General features: G+C 33.7%; 10 protein-coding genes. All 10 read left to right on the top strand.

Going from position 1 to position 18635, the window contains the following annotated elements; translation table 11 throughout:
- The first annotated feature begins 4 nt into the window (after window positions 1-4).
- The 10 genes from I7H67_RS00540 to I7H67_RS00495 are packed head-to-tail and all read left to right on the top strand — an operon-like array spanning window position 5 to window position 18622.
- Window positions 5-3214 (top strand): non-ribosomal peptide synthetase, encoded by a 3210-nt coding sequence (locus I7H67_RS00540; RefSeq protein WP_198306811.1) that lies wholly within the window; start codon window positions 5-7, stop codon window positions 3212-3214.
- Window positions 3211-5841, top strand: coding sequence for a lantibiotic dehydratase (locus I7H67_RS00535; protein ID WP_198306810.1), 2631 nt, complete (start codon window positions 3211-3213; stop codon window positions 5839-5841). Before I7H67_RS00540 ends, I7H67_RS00535 begins: the two co-directional genes overlap by 4 nt.
- Before the next feature lie 14 nt (window positions 5842-5855).
- Window positions 5856-7184 (top strand): MFS transporter, encoded by a 1329-nt coding sequence (locus I7H67_RS00530; protein ID WP_198306809.1) that lies wholly within the window; start codon window positions 5856-5858, stop codon window positions 7182-7184.
- Window positions 7181-10327, top strand: coding sequence for a non-ribosomal peptide synthetase (locus I7H67_RS00525; protein WP_198306808.1), 3147 nt, complete (start codon window positions 7181-7183; stop codon window positions 10325-10327). Before I7H67_RS00530 ends, I7H67_RS00525 begins: the two co-directional genes overlap by 4 nt.
- Window positions 10328-10346: 19 nt before the next feature.
- Window positions 10347-11045 (top strand): 4'-phosphopantetheinyl transferase family protein, encoded by a 699-nt coding sequence (locus I7H67_RS00520; RefSeq protein ID WP_198306806.1) that lies wholly within the window; start codon window positions 10347-10349, stop codon window positions 11043-11045.
- A gap of 42 nt (window positions 11046-11087) precedes the next feature.
- Window positions 11088-11288 (top strand): MbtH family protein, encoded by a 201-nt coding sequence (locus tag I7H67_RS00515; RefSeq protein ID WP_265091379.1) that lies wholly within the window; start codon window positions 11088-11090, stop codon window positions 11286-11288.
- A 17-nt stretch (window positions 11289-11305) separates the two neighbouring features.
- Complete coding sequence (locus I7H67_RS00510; protein WP_198306807.1) at window positions 11306-14503, top strand: non-ribosomal peptide synthetase; 3198 nt, start codon at window positions 11306-11308, stop codon at window positions 14501-14503.
- Window positions 14504-14522: 19 nt separating this feature from the next.
- On the top strand, window positions 14523-15221 hold the full coding sequence (locus I7H67_RS00505; RefSeq protein WP_198306806.1) for a 4'-phosphopantetheinyl transferase family protein: 699 nt from the start codon (window positions 14523-14525) through the stop codon (window positions 15219-15221).
- A 42-nt stretch (window positions 15222-15263) separates the two neighbouring features.
- Entirely contained in the window at window positions 15264-15464 is a 201-nt protein-coding gene (locus I7H67_RS00500) for an MbtH family protein (protein ID WP_265091379.1), read from the top strand.
- Window positions 15465-15481: 17 nt separating this feature from the next.
- Window positions 15482-18622 (top strand): non-ribosomal peptide synthetase, encoded by a 3141-nt coding sequence (locus I7H67_RS00495; protein ID WP_198306805.1) that lies wholly within the window; start codon window positions 15482-15484, stop codon window positions 18620-18622.
- Window positions 18623-18635 lie beyond the last annotated feature (13 nt).

Here is an 18635-nt window from a genome sequence, read left to right as displayed (position 1 = left end):
TTCTATGAAAGAACTATTTTCTATTTTACCAGAGCAATATGATATTTCTGCAGCCATAAACAAAAATGGCTATGTAAACATTTCTAATAAAAGTGATGATGATTCTGAATGGTTTCCTTTATCTGCATACCAATTGAGGATCTGGAATGCAGATCAATTATTGAATGATGCTAGTTATAATATACCTATAACGTGGAAAATATCAGGAGCTCTAAATATTAATGCTCTTAGTTTTGCTTGGTATGAACTGCAAAAAAAACATGAGGCACTTCGTCTTCGAATAGAAAAGAGAGGTGTAAATGTGATGCAAAAAATCATTTCCTCTAGTAAAAGGGGGGGATTATCTCCTTTGTATTTTAGGGAAATAGATGAATTTGATTTAAGTTCAATAGTGAAAAATCAAGTCAATGAGTTGTTTAATTTAATAGAAAAACCACCTATTCGGGGATGTTTATTACGCTTGAATGATCATGAGCATTATTTAATAGTAATATTACATCATGTAGTTTCTGATGGTTGGACTGTTGGCTTATTAGCTAAAAATATTTCAAGCTATTACTCATTCGCCTTACATGAAAAGAATCCACTACTACTTACGAATACAGCATATTTAACAAAATTTGTAGAGCAAGAAAATTATTTAAGTGCTAATCGGTTAGATTCTGAAAACTTTTGGAAAACACATTTGACTGGGAGTAATAATAATTTAGAGTTGCCATATGACTATTCAGCTAACAGAGATAGTACCTCTAGTGGAGATTCTGTTTCTTTCATAATTCCTCAAGAAATTGGACAATCTCTTAGAGATTTTTCTATTCACAATCATTGCACAGTTTTTTCAATACTAGTATCAGTGCTACAGATTCTTCTATTTCGCCTTAGTGGTCAACATGATATACGAATTGGATATCCTGTTGCTCGTAGGACTGGTTCATTGAGAGCGCGAATAGCTGGATGTTTAATTAACACCCTAGTTTTGCCTATTTCTCTGGATGAAAATTATACATTAGATCAACTCGTTAGAAAAAATCAAGAATGGTTACAGCAGGCAAGTAATCATGAGGATACTCTTCTTGAGCAAATGCATGATATTGTGCAATCATCGGGTCTTTTCGAAGTCCTATTTAACTTTAATAAATTTGATGAGCCAACTTTAGAACTAGAAGGCCTGCATATCCAAACTTTGGCAAGACGTTCGACAAACTCGCCATACCCCATTACATGGATTGTTTCCGGCAAAGGGACCTCTTTTCAGGGGAGAATAGAATACCAAAAAGACAAGTTTAACCGTACTTCAATCGAATATTTATTGGATAATTGGTTAACACTAATTAAGTCATCACTTTCTTTATCAAATCAATCGATTAAAACATTGAACTGGATACACCCTGAGCAAGTAAAAAAAATATTTAGTTTAAGTGATGTTCTTGAGGAAAATATTCCAATTTTTGTCCATCAAGCTTTTGAAATGCATGTTCAAAAAACACCTGATGCTATAGCAGTATCTTGTAATAATGATAAGCTAACTTATCAAGAGCTTAGTTCAATAGCATCACGATTAGCATTGAAGTTAATAGAGATAGGTGTCCAAGATGAATCGCCTGTAGCAGTATGTGTATCACGTGGAGTAAATCTACCAGCTTGTTTGTTGGCTGTTTTTATGGCAATGGGAATGTATTTACCATTAGATCCATTATGGCCTGATGCACATATTAAGCGGATAATATCAGATGCAAGAGTACAATATGTAATTGTAGATTCTGCTCAGGCATCAAGATTTACTGATTACAATGCAATATTAGTCGAGGACTTTATTTGTAATGAACTCGTCCACATCATTAAACCAATAAAAAAATCAGCAAATCTAGCTAGTGCGGCCTACTGTATATATACATCTGGTTCAACAGGTATGCCTAAGGGAGTTATTGTTTCCCATTTAGCATTAGCACATCATATTAATGCTGTAAGTATGACTTATGCAATTAAGGAGACCGATAAGATACTACAGTTTGCTTCAGCTGCCTTTGATACCTCATTGGAGCAAGTCTTAATTGCATTGATTAATGGAATAGAGCTAGTTATACGAGATCATACTATATGGACTATTGATGAGTTGTTACGCCAAATTCAAGAGAATAATGTAACTATTGCAGATATCCCAACATCTTACTGGTATTTATTGTCTAAAAAGAGTTTTGATATACCTAAGCTGCGATTGCTTATCGTTGGTGGTGAAGCTGTCGTAGCATCAGAGGTGCCTAAAGTACCCAAGCTACTTCAGATACTCAATGCATATGGACCTACTGAAGCAACTATTACATCTACATTAGGAGATCTAGATGATACTCTTGGATGTAGAGGGCCTTATATTAGCATTGGCTGTCCTATACAAGGGACAGGTATACGTATTCTTGATGATCAGTTGCAGATGGTACCAATAGGTGTTCCAGGTGAAATTTTTATTTTTGGCAATCGACTGGCTCGAGGATATCTTAATAAACCGAATCTGACTGCAGAACGATTTTTACCAGATCCATTCGGTTCACCCGGTACACGTATGTACCGATCTGGGGATATGGGTAGATGGCTATCACATGGAAGAATTGAATTTCTTGGTCGGAATGATCATCAAGTAAAAGTACGTGGGGTACGTATCGAGCTTGGTGAAATTGAAGCTATTCTTTTGAGGGATCAAAGAATACAAAACGCTGCCGCTGTTATTCAACATGAAAATAATACTTGTATTTATGTTTTTATTAGTCCACAACTTCAAGATAAGGATTTGAATGATATTAAAAGCTTTGTCCGAGTAGAGCTTCCCGAAACTTTACAGCCAACACAATGGATTATGTTGGAAAATTTACCTTTAAATGTTCAAGGTAAAATTGATCGTTCAGTCTTAAAATCGATTATAAAGACCACTTCTAACAATAAAGAGAGCATTTCTTCTAGGGTAGAAAATATTAATTGTAGCGATACATTAAAATGTTTATTGACCATCCTGCAAGAGTTGTCTCCTACAGTTATAAATGAAACAAAAATTGATACACCTTTACATGATCTTGGAATTCACTCAGTTTTATTAATTCAGTTAATAGAACGCTGTAAAGATACGTTTAATGTTTCACTAAAAATTAGAGAAATATTAAAAGCCGGAACTATTCTTCGTATCGCAGAATTAATTGACTTTATTATAAAAAAAGAGGAAAAATGAAGATAAAATATATCGTGACATACGGTAAAAATTGTTCAAATGGTTTTGTAAAAGTGCCTTTTAACAATACTTGGCCGGATCATTTACTTTCCCCAAGTTCTTCTGGATGGACATGGTGGAAAAGTGCCGTATTAAGAAGTGCGGGATTTCCTGCAATAAACCTTTCAATATTATCAGATGTAGTAATTGGAGAATTAGCAGACGAGGCAAATAAAGCTGAATTAATATTTAATAATCAGTTAGCTAATTTCATTCAGGCTCTAGAAGATAAAGTAGTAATATTACGCAAAAGCGAAGAGTATAATTACCGAAAACAAGAACTTCGGAATATATATAAAATAAAAAAACTAATTAGAGTACTTATTGAACAAGGCTTTAGCGCGATATCTTCTAACGAAAATGCTACAGTTTTCCCCGAGGAATTAAGAATTGCATCAATTAAACGAGATGAGGCTTTCTCAAAACTAAAATTAGGATATCCCCAGGCGCTTGAAAGATTAAGTCAAGCTATCAAATCGTTCGCTAAAGATGAAAACTTTAGAAAAGCAATAGGATGGCAAAATCCTGAAGCAGTACAAACAACCGTTAATGCATTGGCATTAGATAAGTCAATGTCTGATAGCAAAAGAAAACAAAGAGAATCTTTAATTGCTAGTTATGTGCAACGTTATTGTGTAAAGAACGATACTATTGGTTTTTTCGGACCAATGGCTTGGGTTGGGATTGAAAAAGATTTAGATAGATCAGAGTTTAGGATAGGTCATAATTTAGTTCGTTCATCTTCTGTTCATTTTGAAGATTGGGTAATTGAAACTCTAGCACTAAAAATTGCATCAAATGATAAATATATTCCTTGGCTAGTGGCATTCCGGGAACCATTTCTCTATGTGGAAAACAATATTCTTTACTTTCCAAATGGTAATAAAGTCCAATTAAGTGAAAATGAAGCAAGATTATTAGTATTTTGTGATGGTATTAGGACGGCAGGTGAAATAGCAAAGATAATTCTAGCAGATCCATTTAGTTTATTTACAACAATGGAAGAAGTATTCGCTGGTTTGAGAGAATTAGAGCGAATGAGACGAATAAAATTGGCTTTTCCCATTCCATCATGTCCTGATAATCCTGATTTAGCATTATATCGTAGCCTCTTTGAAATTGATGACAATACTTTAAGAACAGAAGCCCTTATAGGTTTGGATTCGTTAGTCACATGTAAAAGAGAAATCCAAAATGCGACAAATTCATCAGAGAATCTTCTCAATGCCCTTAATAAATTAGATCAAAAATTTATAGATATTGTTGGTGGATCAAGTCGTCGCCGTTTAGGGGAAACTTACGGAGGGCGGGGTATAGTTTATGAAGACTGTCACCGAGACCTTACAATGGTATTAAGTTCTACAGCCTTAAAAGATACATTTCAGCCACTTGAATTGGTAATGACAAGTGCAAGATGGTTTACTCATTCGATATGTAGACAATTTGAAATTGCTCTAAAAAAAGAGTTTACCAAATTCCAAGCCGAACAAAAAAAAATTGAGATTTACCTTCCTGATTTTTGGCTTAAAGTTCAATCTATTATATTTAAGGGGATGTTACCCATTGAGGAATTAGCTTCTGAGCTTAGACTTCGTTGGGAAAATATTCTATTAGCTAATGTTTCCCCAATAGAAAATAAAGTAGAGCTATCGAGTGAAGATATCTATTCCCAAGTAACATCAAGTTTTCCTCAAAAAGGTTATGCTTGGCGTCTTGCAAGCCATCAATGCCCAGATATTATGTTCTGTGCACAAAGCCCAGAGCATCTACTTAATGGACAATATTTAGCTGTATTGGGAGAGGTGCATATTGCGAGCAATACACTTACTACTAATTCATTTGCTTCACAACATTCTAATGCCAATCGTCTTCTTAAAGATTTAAATCGTGATCTTGGAACGCCATATATCATGCCAAAATTAAGCCCAATGGCATCTGGTATACCCACTCGTACTCAATTTCTAGATGACCCCGAATCAGCTATAGAAATAGTATTTTCTAGTGGATTTATTCCTGTAAATCGGAAAACTGCGATACCTATTGCTGATCTAAATGTTATTGACTTACATGGATGTTTAATGGTGCAGCACAGAAAAAATACCTGGTGTGCACCTCTTATAGAAGTATTGGGAGACTTTTTATCTTTGAGTGTTATAAATCATTTCGGATTAATGCATAAGCGAGATCATACTCCACGCGTAACCATAGATAAGCTTGTAGTACAGCGTGAGACATGGTCTTGTTTGGCAGATGATCTCACTTTCGCGTGTATAAAGGAGGAGTGCGAGCTTTTCCGTATGGCTCGTATGTGGAGGGATGCTAAAGGTTTACCAAATACTGTATTCCTTAAAATGAGTTGGGAGGATAAGCCTATTTACATTGATTTCAATAGCATAGTCTCTGTCAGAATATTAGCAAAGCAAATTCGGAATGTAATGGGAGCCGTTTCAAATGAGTCTCATCGGCTTACTTTTTCAGAAGTTTTGCCGAATCTTGATGAGTTATGGCTTACAGATTTGGATGGTAAACGCTTCACTAGTGAGTTTAGGTTTGTTGCTATGCATAAGAATGATATTCAAATACATTAATTGGATGGGACAGAATGAAAGTAATATTTAAGAAAGAAAATTCTAAATTATTTGTTCCATATAGTGTTTATTGGCTATTAATAACTAGAGCTCTTAGTACTTTTGGAGCTAGCATGACTATATTTACAATTAATATATGGGTTTTTGAAAAAACACGGTCATATGCTTTATTTGCTACTATGATTTTATTGAGTCTGCTGCCTAATTTAGTTTTGGCTCCAATTGTTGGGGTGATAGTGGATAACTATAATAAGAAATATTTATTAGCTGCATGTGAAGGTATAACCGCTCTTATAGTTTTTTTTGCTCTAATTATATTCCTAAACAACTCTTTTGGGCTTTTTCAGGCATGTTGCGTGACATTTGCTCTAAGTACTGTAAGTAGTTTTAGATGGACTTTAATGGGTGCAACAATTGGAAACATTGTACCTTCAAAATTATTAACTCATGTCAATGGAATTGAACAGTCTTTAGCTGGTGTTGTTGAAATTGGAGCCCCTTTAATTGGAGCTGTAATGTTATATAGCTTGGGGCCTGAGTGGGTATTTTCTACTGATATTTTAACATCAATTGCTGCATTAGTTACAATAATAATGGTGCTTAACGGTAAATTGCTAGCACCTATAAAAACACAAAAAATAAATATTGGTTTTTTGCATAACGCATTATATGGCGTACGTTGGATTATAAAAAACCCTCGTTCTTTTAGGCTACTTATTTTTACTACTACCTATAACTTTGCAGGTGGAGTTTTTACAGTAAGTTTTATTCCGCATTTTTTATCATTTAGTAGTAAAGAGTCTCTAGGTGTTGCACTTGCACTCGAAGGTGCTGGTGCCCTTTTGGGAGGGATATTAATTGCTAAAATTCAGTATTTAGGAAATCGTCTAGAACAATTTATTTACCTTTATGCAAGTATTTTTGGGGTGTTGATGATTATATGGGGTGGGATTAGGAGTGATATTGGAGGGTTCATAGTCGTTATTTTTAGTGGGATGGTAGTTTCAATGTTAATCGCCACAGCACAAACAATTTGGCAGATGGATGTTCCATCAGAGATACAAGGGAAAGTATTCGCAGCACGTAGAATGATCTCATATTCACTTATTCCATTAGCCACTTTACTTTCAATTCCATTTTCAAAATATATTACTGATTTTTTGATAGGAAATTCTCCATTATTGCAAAAAATTTGGGGAACAGGCGGATCAGCTGGTTTAGGGATGCTACTTTCTATTTTAGGTATTATTTTAGTTATTGTTAGCTTATTTACCCTATATCGAGCCAGAAAATATATTTTTACAATATCAACTGTTAATTCTAAAGAGTCTTTTCTTTCATGAAAACTATAATTCCTATGAGTATTGGTCAACAAGGCATATGGTATCTTGCTAAAGTTAGTAGTGAATCTTGTGCTTCATATAATGTTGTCCTTGCATTCAATGCATCTAAATCAATTGATGAAAAACTACTTAGGCAGGCTTTGGATACTATTTTAGAAGAGCATCCCTGTCTTGGAGCATATGTAACGGTCCGAGACTTTATTCCTAGTTTTGATTGTACTAAACGCTTAAAAATACCAGTCAAACGAGTAAAAGGTAGTTTACAAGATTATGCATATATTGAAGCAGGAGCACCAATTGATCTAGATACAGGACCTTTATGTCGAGTGGTCATCGTGGAAAGTGATGTGGGTACAGGTTTACTAATTACAGTCCATCATATTGTATTTGATAGTGTGTCAGTTGGAATTTTGATTGATAAACTGTCGAGCTATTATCATTCTAATAAGCTATCAACTCATAAGACGGTCTTAGAGTATTCCTTTTTAGAAAGAGAAGATGCATTTTTAAAGAGTGATGTAGGAAAGACACTACTGCGAAAAACAGCTGAAGGCTTGTTAGATCTTTCTTTTCCTTTCTCTTTACCTATGGTTAGAGTAAAGCAAAAGATGAGTGTAGGACTGGCTGGTAGTGTTTCTATAAATATTTCCCCTGAATTAACGAAGAGTATTCGTAACCTTGCAATTGATATAGGAACAACTCCAGCAGCTATACATCTTTCTGTATTCTTTATACTTCTTTGGCAATATATACATAGTGAAGATTTAGCATTAGCTTTGCCTATGGATGCAAGAATAGCTAAAGATCAATCAACAATTGGTTATTTAGTTAATATGTCTATTTTACGGGTGGCGCTGAACCCAAAAGAAACGTTAATAAATTTTATTGAAAAAGTTAGCGATCAGCAATTTGAAGCATTAGAAGCTAGGAATATTCCTTTTCCTCTACTCATGAAAGAGGTAAGAAAATTGGGAGGAAAACCAAGTGAAGCATGGATGAATTTAGTTTTTGATTATTTACCTATCAGTAAGCGTGTATGGAAGCTGGGTGATATTGATTTAGTTGTTGATTCCATCCAGACTAAATATGCTAAGAATCAATTAAAATTGGAAGTTGAAGAGATACAGGATGATATTACACGTTGTGTGATGGATTTTGACACTACATTAATACAGATTAATATAGTTCAAAGGATGCTCAAGCACTATCATTTTCTCATAAAAGAAATTATCAATAATCCTTCTCTAAAGTTAGAAAGTTTACCTCTATTAACTGAGCTAGAACAACAAGAAATTTTGATTGACTGGAATAATACTGAAGTTAAATATCCAAGAGATAAAAATATATGTGAGCTTTTTGAAGAGCAAGTCCAAAAAACACCAGATGATATAGCAGTAGTTTTTGGAGATCAACAAATCACATATAGAGAACTTAATATTAAAGCTAATCAATTAGCCGGTTATTTAATCGGAATTGGTGTTAAACCTGATAGTTTAGTTACAATATATATGTCGCGCAGTATCGAAATGATCATTACTGTATTAGGAGTTTTGAAAGCTGGGGGAGCTTATGTCCCTATTGATATAGAGTATCCGATAGAGCGATTAAAATATATACTACAAGATACAGCAACTCAAATATTATTAACTAAAAGTATTTTATCTAATCAATTACCACAAGAAAATATCAAAATAATTTATCTTGACCAAAATTGGCATGAAATTCAGAAATATTCTCCATCAAATTTGAAGCAAATATGTTATGCCGATAATTTGGCTTATTGTATATTTACCTCAGGATCGACAGGAAAACCTAAAGGTACATTGAATACGCTTCGTGGTTTTACGAATCTCGTACAGTGGTATTCTGGTGAAATTATAAACAATATTAATCCAATAAAAATGTTACTAATTAGCTCATTTGGCTTTGACTTAACTCAGAAAAATATTTTTGGAACATTAGTTAATGGGGGAAGAATTATTATTCCACAAGGTGAAATTAGTGATATTGATCAACTGAGATTGACGGTATTAAAGCACAATCCTACTCATATTAATTGTGCTCCATCTGTATTTAATGCATATAAAGATATTTTAGCTAATGATTCAGTACATACTGTAATTCTTGGTGGAGAGGTTATTAATTCATCATTAATAGAGTTTTTTCAAAAAAGGCGAATAAATCTAATTAATTCATATGGGCCAACAGAGTGTTCTGATGTAGTTACTTTTTATCGATATGAGGCTAATTCAACAAATATAGCAGTCATACCGATAGGCCGCCCAATTTCAAATGTACAGATATATATTTTAGACTCGAATTTTATGCTTGTTCCTGTTGGAGTTACTGGAGAGCTTTATATTTCAGGGGATGGCGTAGGAAGGGGCTATTTGAATAGGCCTGATTTAACAGCAGAAAAATTTGTCCCAAATCCCTTTGGAAAACCTGGAAGTCGTATGTATCGAACTGGAGATTTGGCGCGATATTTGCTTGATGGAAGTATTGAATTTGAGGGTCGTAAAGATCATCAAATTAAGATTAGAGGATTTCGGATTGAGCTAGGTGAAGTTGAATCAGCTTTGCAAGAAATTAAAGCTATAGAAAAAGCCGTTGTATTAGTGAGCGAGGAGCTAGATAAAAGACTAGTTGCTTATTTAGTTACAGAGGATGGAGTAAATTTAAATATTATGGAATTAAGAGCTCAGCTACAGAAATTGCTTCCTGAATATATGATTCCATCGGATTGGATCTTTATTCATGAGTTTCCATTAACTCCTAATGGAAAAGTGGATCGTAAAGCGTTAGCTGGGCTTAAAGGTTCACGGGAGGCAGTTAGTAATGGATATATTGCGCCTCGTACAGAAATAGAAAAAATTGTTGCAACTATTTGGGAAGAGGTACTTAAGGTTGAGCGAGTTAGTATTAATGATAATTTCTTTGCTTTAGGAGGTCATTCTTTATTGGCTACCCAGATAATCTCACGTGTCAGTGAAAAGTTTGATAAAAAAATCGCGTTGAGGTTACTACTGGATGCTCCTAACTTGTGTGTGTTTTGTGAGCGACTGGATCAATTCTTTTTAACAGGAGAAAAGCAAATAATTCCAGCTCTGACACGCCTTACTCGACGTTCCTCTAATTTTTAATATATTCCTGTAAATAAGAATGCACTCTATTTTATCAGTAATGCCAAGTTCTGGACCATATATTTTACCTTTAGGGACTAAAAGCAGCATGTTGAGTTTGAATAAATTAGCATCTCAAATAAAAGAGAAAGAGCTTTTAGAGCATTATCCTTATCTTGCAGATGCTATCTTTCAAAGAAAATTAGAACATCATGCTGGTAGAGTTTGTGCTAAATGGGCTATTAAGGCACTCAATATTAATAATACCTCAAACACAATTTCGATTGGCAGTAAAGGTGAACCTATATGGCCTAGAGGTATTATTGGTTCAATAACACATACCCAAGATTTTGCCTGTGCTGTTGTTGCACCTGCATCTGCCTATATTGGGATTGGGATTGATTCTGAAAAATGTGTTGATGAGGATGGGTGTGCTGATATCACCAATGTTTGTCTAAGTATAAAAGAAAGTCAATTATTAAAAAATGAATTGTTGACCAAATGCCAGTTAGCAACGTTGATGTTCTCTACCAAAGAAGCTTTTTATAAAGCTGCCTATCCATATGTAAAGCGCTTCATTGATTTTGATGAGCTTGAAATCACTGATATTGACCCTTTATCTGGGCAAATATACATGAATTCGGATGTTTTAGGTTCTAGGAGTAGTTTTCATATTTGTGGGAGATACGTAATTAGAGACAATTATGTCCATACAAGTGTTGTGCTTTATAAAAAGTGAAAAATGACAATATTTTAGTAGAAATTAAATTAACGAATATATTTGGAGGCAGTAATGCAGCAAGATGAATACATTGTAGTAATGAATGAAGAAGAACAGTTTTCTATCTGGAAGGCTGATTATAAAGTCCCGGCTGGTTGGTTTATTCAACCGATGAGAGGTTCTAAGGAAGACTGCTTGGAATATATCAATATACATTGGACAGATATGCGTCCTGCAAGTTTAAGACGTCAAATGGATTAGATTAGAGGAGATTACTTATGTCGAATATAGACCTATTTCCAGCTTCTTATGCACAGCAGCGATTATGGTTTTTAGATAAGCTATATTCGAATACTAATATGTTCAACATACCCTTTGGCTGGTTTATTGAGGGGCAGTTAGATCCTGAGATACTCAGAAAAGTGCTCCTCCATATTACATATCGTCATGAAGCTTTCCGTACAAAATTTATAGAGAAGGATTCAGTCCTTTTTCAAGTGATCAATTCAGAAGCGCATTTATCATTAGAAGTTTTTAATACATCAGCTATGGGGGACTCCTGTAAGATTGCAAAATTAATACTTGGAAATATGGCAAGAGAACCTTTCGATCTTCAAATTGGTCCCCTATTTAGAATTGTTCTTGTGGAGCATTCCAACTTTCAGCATTCTTTACTATTTGTCATTCATCATATTATTTTTGATGGGTGGTCAATAAATGTATTGGCAGAGGAATTAGATCGTCTTTATGAGGCTTTTAGTAATGGTTCAGTTAACCCATTAGCAGATTTATCAGTTCAATATGTTGATTTTGCTGCATGGCAACATAACTGGTTAGGTGGGGATGTAATTGATAAGCAAGTTGATTACTGGAGAAATAAGCTAAAAAATTTAAACTCGATGCTTGATTTACCTTTTAATAAGTCTCCAACCACATTGACTAGTCATAGAGCTAACTCTATTAGTATTATACTTGAGGCAGATGTAGTCACTTCTTTGCGTAAAATAAGTCAGAAAAATCAAGTAACCATATTCATTTTTTTAATTTCAGTATTTGGCATATTAATTAGTCGATATAGTCGACAAAATGATATTTGTATTGGTTATCCTGTATCCAATAGAAATCATATTGAGCTTGAAGGAGTCATCGGTTTTTTTGTAAATATTCTTCCATTAAGAATTCAGCTAGAAGAAGTTACAACTTTTGAAGAGTTATTAAAAAAAATACGTGAAAATATATTTGAAGCAAGTGAATATCAAGATATACCTTTTGAAAAAGTTGTAGAAATATTGCAACCCTATCGTGAATTAAATAGGGCCCCTTTATTTCAGACCCTTTTTACATTAGATACTTTAATTCCAAAAAGAATACGGAATTCATATCTAAAAATGACCCCTTTATTGACTTCTTCAACAAATGATACCCAACTTGATTTGACTTTAAGTTTAACAGAAACAATAGAAGGTTCTATTTCAGGGGTAATTGAATATAAGGCTGATTTATTTGATCAAATTAAAATAGAAAAGATGGTGGAACATTTTAATGTACTTTTGAAATATGTGGTAGCAGATCCTCAATCTGAAATTAAAAAAATCCCTCTATTAACTGAGCTAGAACAACAAGAAATTTTGATTGACTGGAATAATACTGAAGTTAAATATCCAAGAGATAAAAATATATGTGAGCTTTTTGAAGAGCAAGTCCAAAAAACACCAGATGATATAGCAGTAGTTTTTGGAGATCAACAAATCACATATAGAGAACTTAATATTAAAGCTAATCAATTAGCCGGTTATTTAATCGGAATTGGTGTTAAACCTGATAGTTTAGTTACAATATATATGTCGCGCAGTATCGAAATGATCATTACTGTATTAGGAGTTTTGAAAGCTGGGGGAGCTTATGTCCCTATTGATATAGAGTATCCGATAGAGCGATTAAAATATATACTACAAGATACAGCAACTCAAATATTATTAACTAAAAGTATTTTATCTAATCAATTACCACAAGAAAATATCAAAATAATTTATCTTGACCAAAATTGGCATGAAATTCAGAAATATTCTCCATCAAATTTGAAGCAAATATGTTATGCCGATAATTTGGCTTATTGTATATTTACCTCAGGATCGACAGGAAAACCTAAAGGTACATTGAATACGCTTCGTGGTTTTACGAATCTCGTACAGTGGTATTCTGGTGAAATTATAAACAATATTAATCCAATAAAAATGTTACTAATTAGCTCATTTGGCTTTGACTTAACTCAGAAAAATATTTTTGGAACATTAGTTAATGGGGGAAGAATTATTATTCCACAAGGTGAAATTAGTGATATTGATCAACTGAGATTGACGGTATTAAAGCACAATCCTACTCATATTAATTGTGCTCCATCTGTATTTAATGCATATAAAGATATTTTAGCTAATGATTCAGTACATACTGTAATTCTTGGTGGAGAGGTTATTAATTCATCATTAATAGAGTTTTTTCAAAAAAGGCGAATAAATCTAATTAATTCATATGGGCCAACAGAGTGTTCTGATGTAGTTACTTTTTATCGATATGAGGCTAATTCAACAAATATAGCAGTCATACCGATAGGCCGCCCAATTTCAAATGTACAGATATATATTTTAGACTCGAATTTTATGCTTGTTCCTGTTGGAGTTACTGGAGAGCTTTATATTTCAGGGGATGGCGTAGGAAGGGGCTATTTGAATAGGCCTGATTTAACAGCAGAAAAATTTGTCCCAAATCCCTTTGGAAAACCTGGAAGTCGTATGTATCGAACTGGAGATTTGGCGCGATATTTGCTTGATGGAAGTATTGAATTTGAGGGTCGTAAAGATCATCAAATTAAGATTAGAGGATTTCGGATTGAGCTAGGTGAAGTTGAATCAGCTTTGCAAGAAATTAAAGCTATAGAAAAAGCCGTTGTATTAGTGAGCGAGGAGCTAGATAAAAGACTAGTTGCTTATTTAGTTACAGAGGATGGAGTAAATTTAAATATTATGGAATTAAGAGCTCAGCTACAGAAATTGCTTCCTGAATATATGATTCCATCGGATTGGATCTTTATTCATGAGTTTCCATTAACTCCTAATGGAAAAGTGGATCGTAAAGCGTTAGCTGGGCTTAAAGGTTCACGGGAGGCAGTTAGTAATGGATATATTGCGCCTCGTACAGAAATAGAAAAAATTGTTGCAACTATTTGGGAAGAGGTACTTAAGGTTGAGCGAGTTAGTATTAATGATAATTTCTTTGCTTTAGGAGGTCATTCTTTATTGGCTACCCAGATAATCTCACGTGTCAGTGAAAAGTTTGATAAAAAAATCGCGTTGAGGTTACTACTGGATGCTCCTAACTTGTGTGTGTTTTGTGAGCGACTGGATCAATTCTTTTTAACAGGAGAAAAGCAAATAATTCCAGCTCTGACACGCCTTACTCGACGTTCCTCTAATTTTTAATATATTCCTGTAAATAAGAATGCACTCTATTTTATCAGTAATGCCAAGTTCTGGACCATATATTTTACCTTTAGGGACTAAAAGCAGCATGTTGAGTTTGAATAAATTAGCATCTCAAATAAAAGAGAAAGAGCTTTTAGAGCATTATCCTTATCTTGCAGATGCTATCTTTCAAAGAAAATTAGAACATCATGCTGGTAGAGTTTGTGCTAAATGGGCTATTAAGGCACTCAATATTAATAATACCTCAAACACAATTTCGATTGGCAGTAAAGGTGAACCTATATGGCCTAGAGGTATTATTGGTTCAATAACACATACCCAAGATTTTGCCTGTGCTGTTGTTGCACCTGCATCTGCCTATATTGGGATTGGGATTGATTCTGAAAAATGTGTTGATGAGGATGGGTGTGCTGATATCACCAATGTTTGTCTAAGTATAAAAGAAAGTCAATTATTAAAAAATGAATTGTTGACCAAATGCCAGTTAGCAACGTTGATGTTCTCTACCAAAGAAGCTTTTTATAAAGCTGCCTATCCATATGTAAAGCGCTTCATTGATTTTGATGAGCTTGAAATCACTGATATTGACCCTTTATCTGGGCAAATATACATGAATTCGGATGTTTTAGGTTCTAGGAGTAGTTTTCATATTTGTGGGAGATACGTAATTAGAGACAATTATGTCCATACAAGTGTTGTGCTTTATAAAAAGTGAAAAATGACAATATTTTAGTAGAAATTAAATTAACGAATATATTTGGAGGCAGTAATGCAGCAAGATGAATACATTGTAGTAATGAATGAAGAAGAACAGTTTTCTATCTGGAAGGCTGATTATAAAGTCCCGGCTGGTTGGTTTATTCAACCGATGAGAGGTTCTAAGGAAGACTGCTTGGAATATATCAATATACATTGGACAGATATGCGTCCTGCAAGTTTAAGACGTCAAATGGATTAGATTAGAGGAGATTACTTATGTCGAATATAGACCTATTTCCAGCTTCTTATGCACAGCAGCGATTATGGTTTTTAGATAAGCTATATTCGAATACTAATATGTTCAACATACCCTTTGGCTGGTTTATTGAGGGGCAGTTAGATCCTGAGATACTCAGAAAAGTGCTCCTCCATATTACATATCGTCATGAAGCTTTCCGTACAAAATTTATAGAGAAGGATTCAGTCCTTTTTCAAGTGATCAATTCAGAAGCGCATTTATCATTAGAAGTTTTTAATACATCAGCTATGGGGGACTCCTGTAAGATTGCAAAATTAATACTTGGAAATATGGCAAGAGAACCTTTCGATCTTCAAATTGGTCCCCTATTTAGAATTGTTCTTGTGGAGCATTCCAACTTTCAGCATTCTTTACTATTTGTCATTCATCATATTATTTTTGATGGGTGGTCAATAAATGTATTGGCAGAGGAATTAGATCGTCTTTATGAGGCTTTTAGTAATGGTTCAGTTAACCCATTAGCAGATTTATCAGTTCAATATGTTGATTTTGCTGCATGGCAACATAACTGGTTAGGTGGGGATGTAATTGATAAGCAAGTTGATTACTGGAGAAATAAGCTAAAAAATTTAAACTCGATGCTTGATTTACCTTTTAATAAGTCTCCAACCACATTGACTAGTCATAGAGCTAACTCTATTAGTATTATACTTGAGGCAGATGTAGTCACTTCTTTGCGTAAAATAAGTCAGAAAAATCAAGTAACCATATTCATTTTTTTAATTTCAGTATTTGGCATATTAATTAGTCGATATAGTCGACAAAATGATATTTGTATTGGTTATCCTGTATCCAATAGAAATCATATTGAGCTTGAAGGAGTCATCGGTTTTTTTGTAAATATTCTTCCATTAAGAATTCAGCTAGAAGAAGTTACAACTTTTGAAGAGTTATTAAAAAAAATACGTGAAAATATATTTGAAGCAAGTGAATATCAAGATATACCTTTTGAAAAAGTTGTAGAAATATTGCAACCCTATCGTGAATTAAATAGGGCCCCTTTATTTCAGACCCTTTTTACATTAGATACTTTAATTCCAAAAAGAATACGGAATTCATATCTAAAAATGACCCCTTTATTGACTTCTTCAACAAATGATACCCAACTTGATTTGACTTTAAGTTTAACAGAAACAATAGAAGGTTCTATTTCAGGGGTAATTGAATATAAGGCTGATTTATTTGATCAAATTAAAATAGAAAAGATGGTGGAACATTTTAATGTACTTTTGAAATATGTGGTAGCAGATCCTCAATCTGAAATTAAAAAAATCCCTCTATTAACTGAGCTAGAACAACAAGAAATTTTGATTGACTGGAATAATACTGAAGTTAAATATCCAAGAGATAAAAATATATGTGAGCTTTTTGAAGAGCAAGTCCAAAAAACACCAGATGATATAGCAGTAGTTTTTGGAGATCAACAAATCACATATAGAGAACTTAATATTAAAGCTAATCAATTAGCCGGTTATTTAATCGGAATTGGTGTTAAACCTGATAGTTTAGTTACAATATATATGTCGCGCAGTATCGAAATGATCATTACTGTATTAGGAGTTTTGAAAGCTGGGGGAGCTTATGTCCCTATTGATATAGAGTATCCGATAGAGCGATTAAAATATATACTACAAGATACAGCAACTCAAATATTATTAACTAAAAGTATTTTATCTAATCAATTACCACAAGAAAATATCAAAATAATTTATCTTGACCAAAATTGGCATGAAATTCAGAAATATTCTCCATCAAATTTGAAGCAAATATGTTATGCCGATAATTTGGCTTATTGTATATTTACCTCAGGATCGACAGGAAAACCTAAAGGTACATTGAATACGCTTCGTGGTTTTACGAATCTCGTACAGTGGTATTCTGGTGAAATTATAAACAATATTAATCCAATAAAAATGTTACTAATTAGCTCATTTGGCTTTGACTTAACTCAGAAAAATATTTTTGGAACATTAGTTAATGGGGGAAGAATTATTATTCCACAAGGTGAAATTAGTGATATTGATCAACTGAGATTGACGGTATTAAAGCACAATCCTACTCATATTAATTGTGCTCCATCTGTATTTAATGCATATAAAGATATTTTAGCTAATGATTCAGTACATACTGTAATTCTTGGTGGAGAGGTTATTAATTCATCATTAATAGAGTTTTTTCAAAAAAGGCGAATAAATCTAATTAATTCATATGGGCCAACAGAGTGTTCTGATGTAGTTACTTTTTATCGATATGAGGCTAATTCAACAAATATAGCAGTCATACCGATAGGCCGCCCAATTTCAAATGTACAGATATATATTTTAGACTCGAATTTTATGCTTGTTCCTGTTGGAGTTACTGGAGAGCTTTATATTTCAGGGGATGGCGTAGGAAGGGGCTATTTGAATAGGCCTGATTTAACAGCAGAAAAATTTGTCCCAAATCCCTTTGGAAAACCTGGAAGTCGTATGTATCGAACTGGAGATTTGGCGCGATATTTGCTTGATGGAAGTATTGAATTTGAGGGTCGTAAAGATCATCAAATTAAGATTAGAGGATTTCGGATTGAGCTAGGTGAAGTTGAATCAGCTTTGCAAGAAATTAAAGCTATAGAAAAAGCCGTTGTATTAGTGAGCGAGGAGCTAGATAAAAGACTAGTTGCTTATTTAGTTACAGAGGATGGAGTAAATTTAAATATTATGGAATTAAGAGCTCAGCTACAGAAATTGCTTCCTGAATATATGATTCCATCGGATTGGATCTTTATTCATGAGTTTCCATTAACTCCTAATGGAAAAGTGGATCGTAAAGCGTTAGCTGGGCTTAAAGGTTCACGGGAGGCAGTTAGTAATGGATATATTGCGCCTCGTACAGAAATAGAAAAAATTGTTGCAACTATTTGGGAAGAGGTACTTAAGGTTGAGCGAGTTAGTATTAATGATAATTTCTTTGCTTTAGGAGGTCATTCTCTTCTTCTCCCGAAGGTCTTAATTAAGTTGCGCATAATATTAAAAGTGCAATTACCAATTCAAGAGTTATTTAAAAAAAGTACACTCGAAGAAGTTGCAAATTTAATTGCAGAATTAACTGATTATTAATATTGAAATAAAA

It is taken from the genome of Acinetobacter sp. ACIN00229, from assembly GCF_016106645.1.
GTDB lineage: Bacteria > Pseudomonadota > Gammaproteobacteria > Pseudomonadales > Moraxellaceae > Acinetobacter > Acinetobacter oleivorans.
The sequence above is the reverse complement of the archived record's forward strand: the minus strand, read 5'-3'. Positions and strand labels throughout refer to the sequence as shown.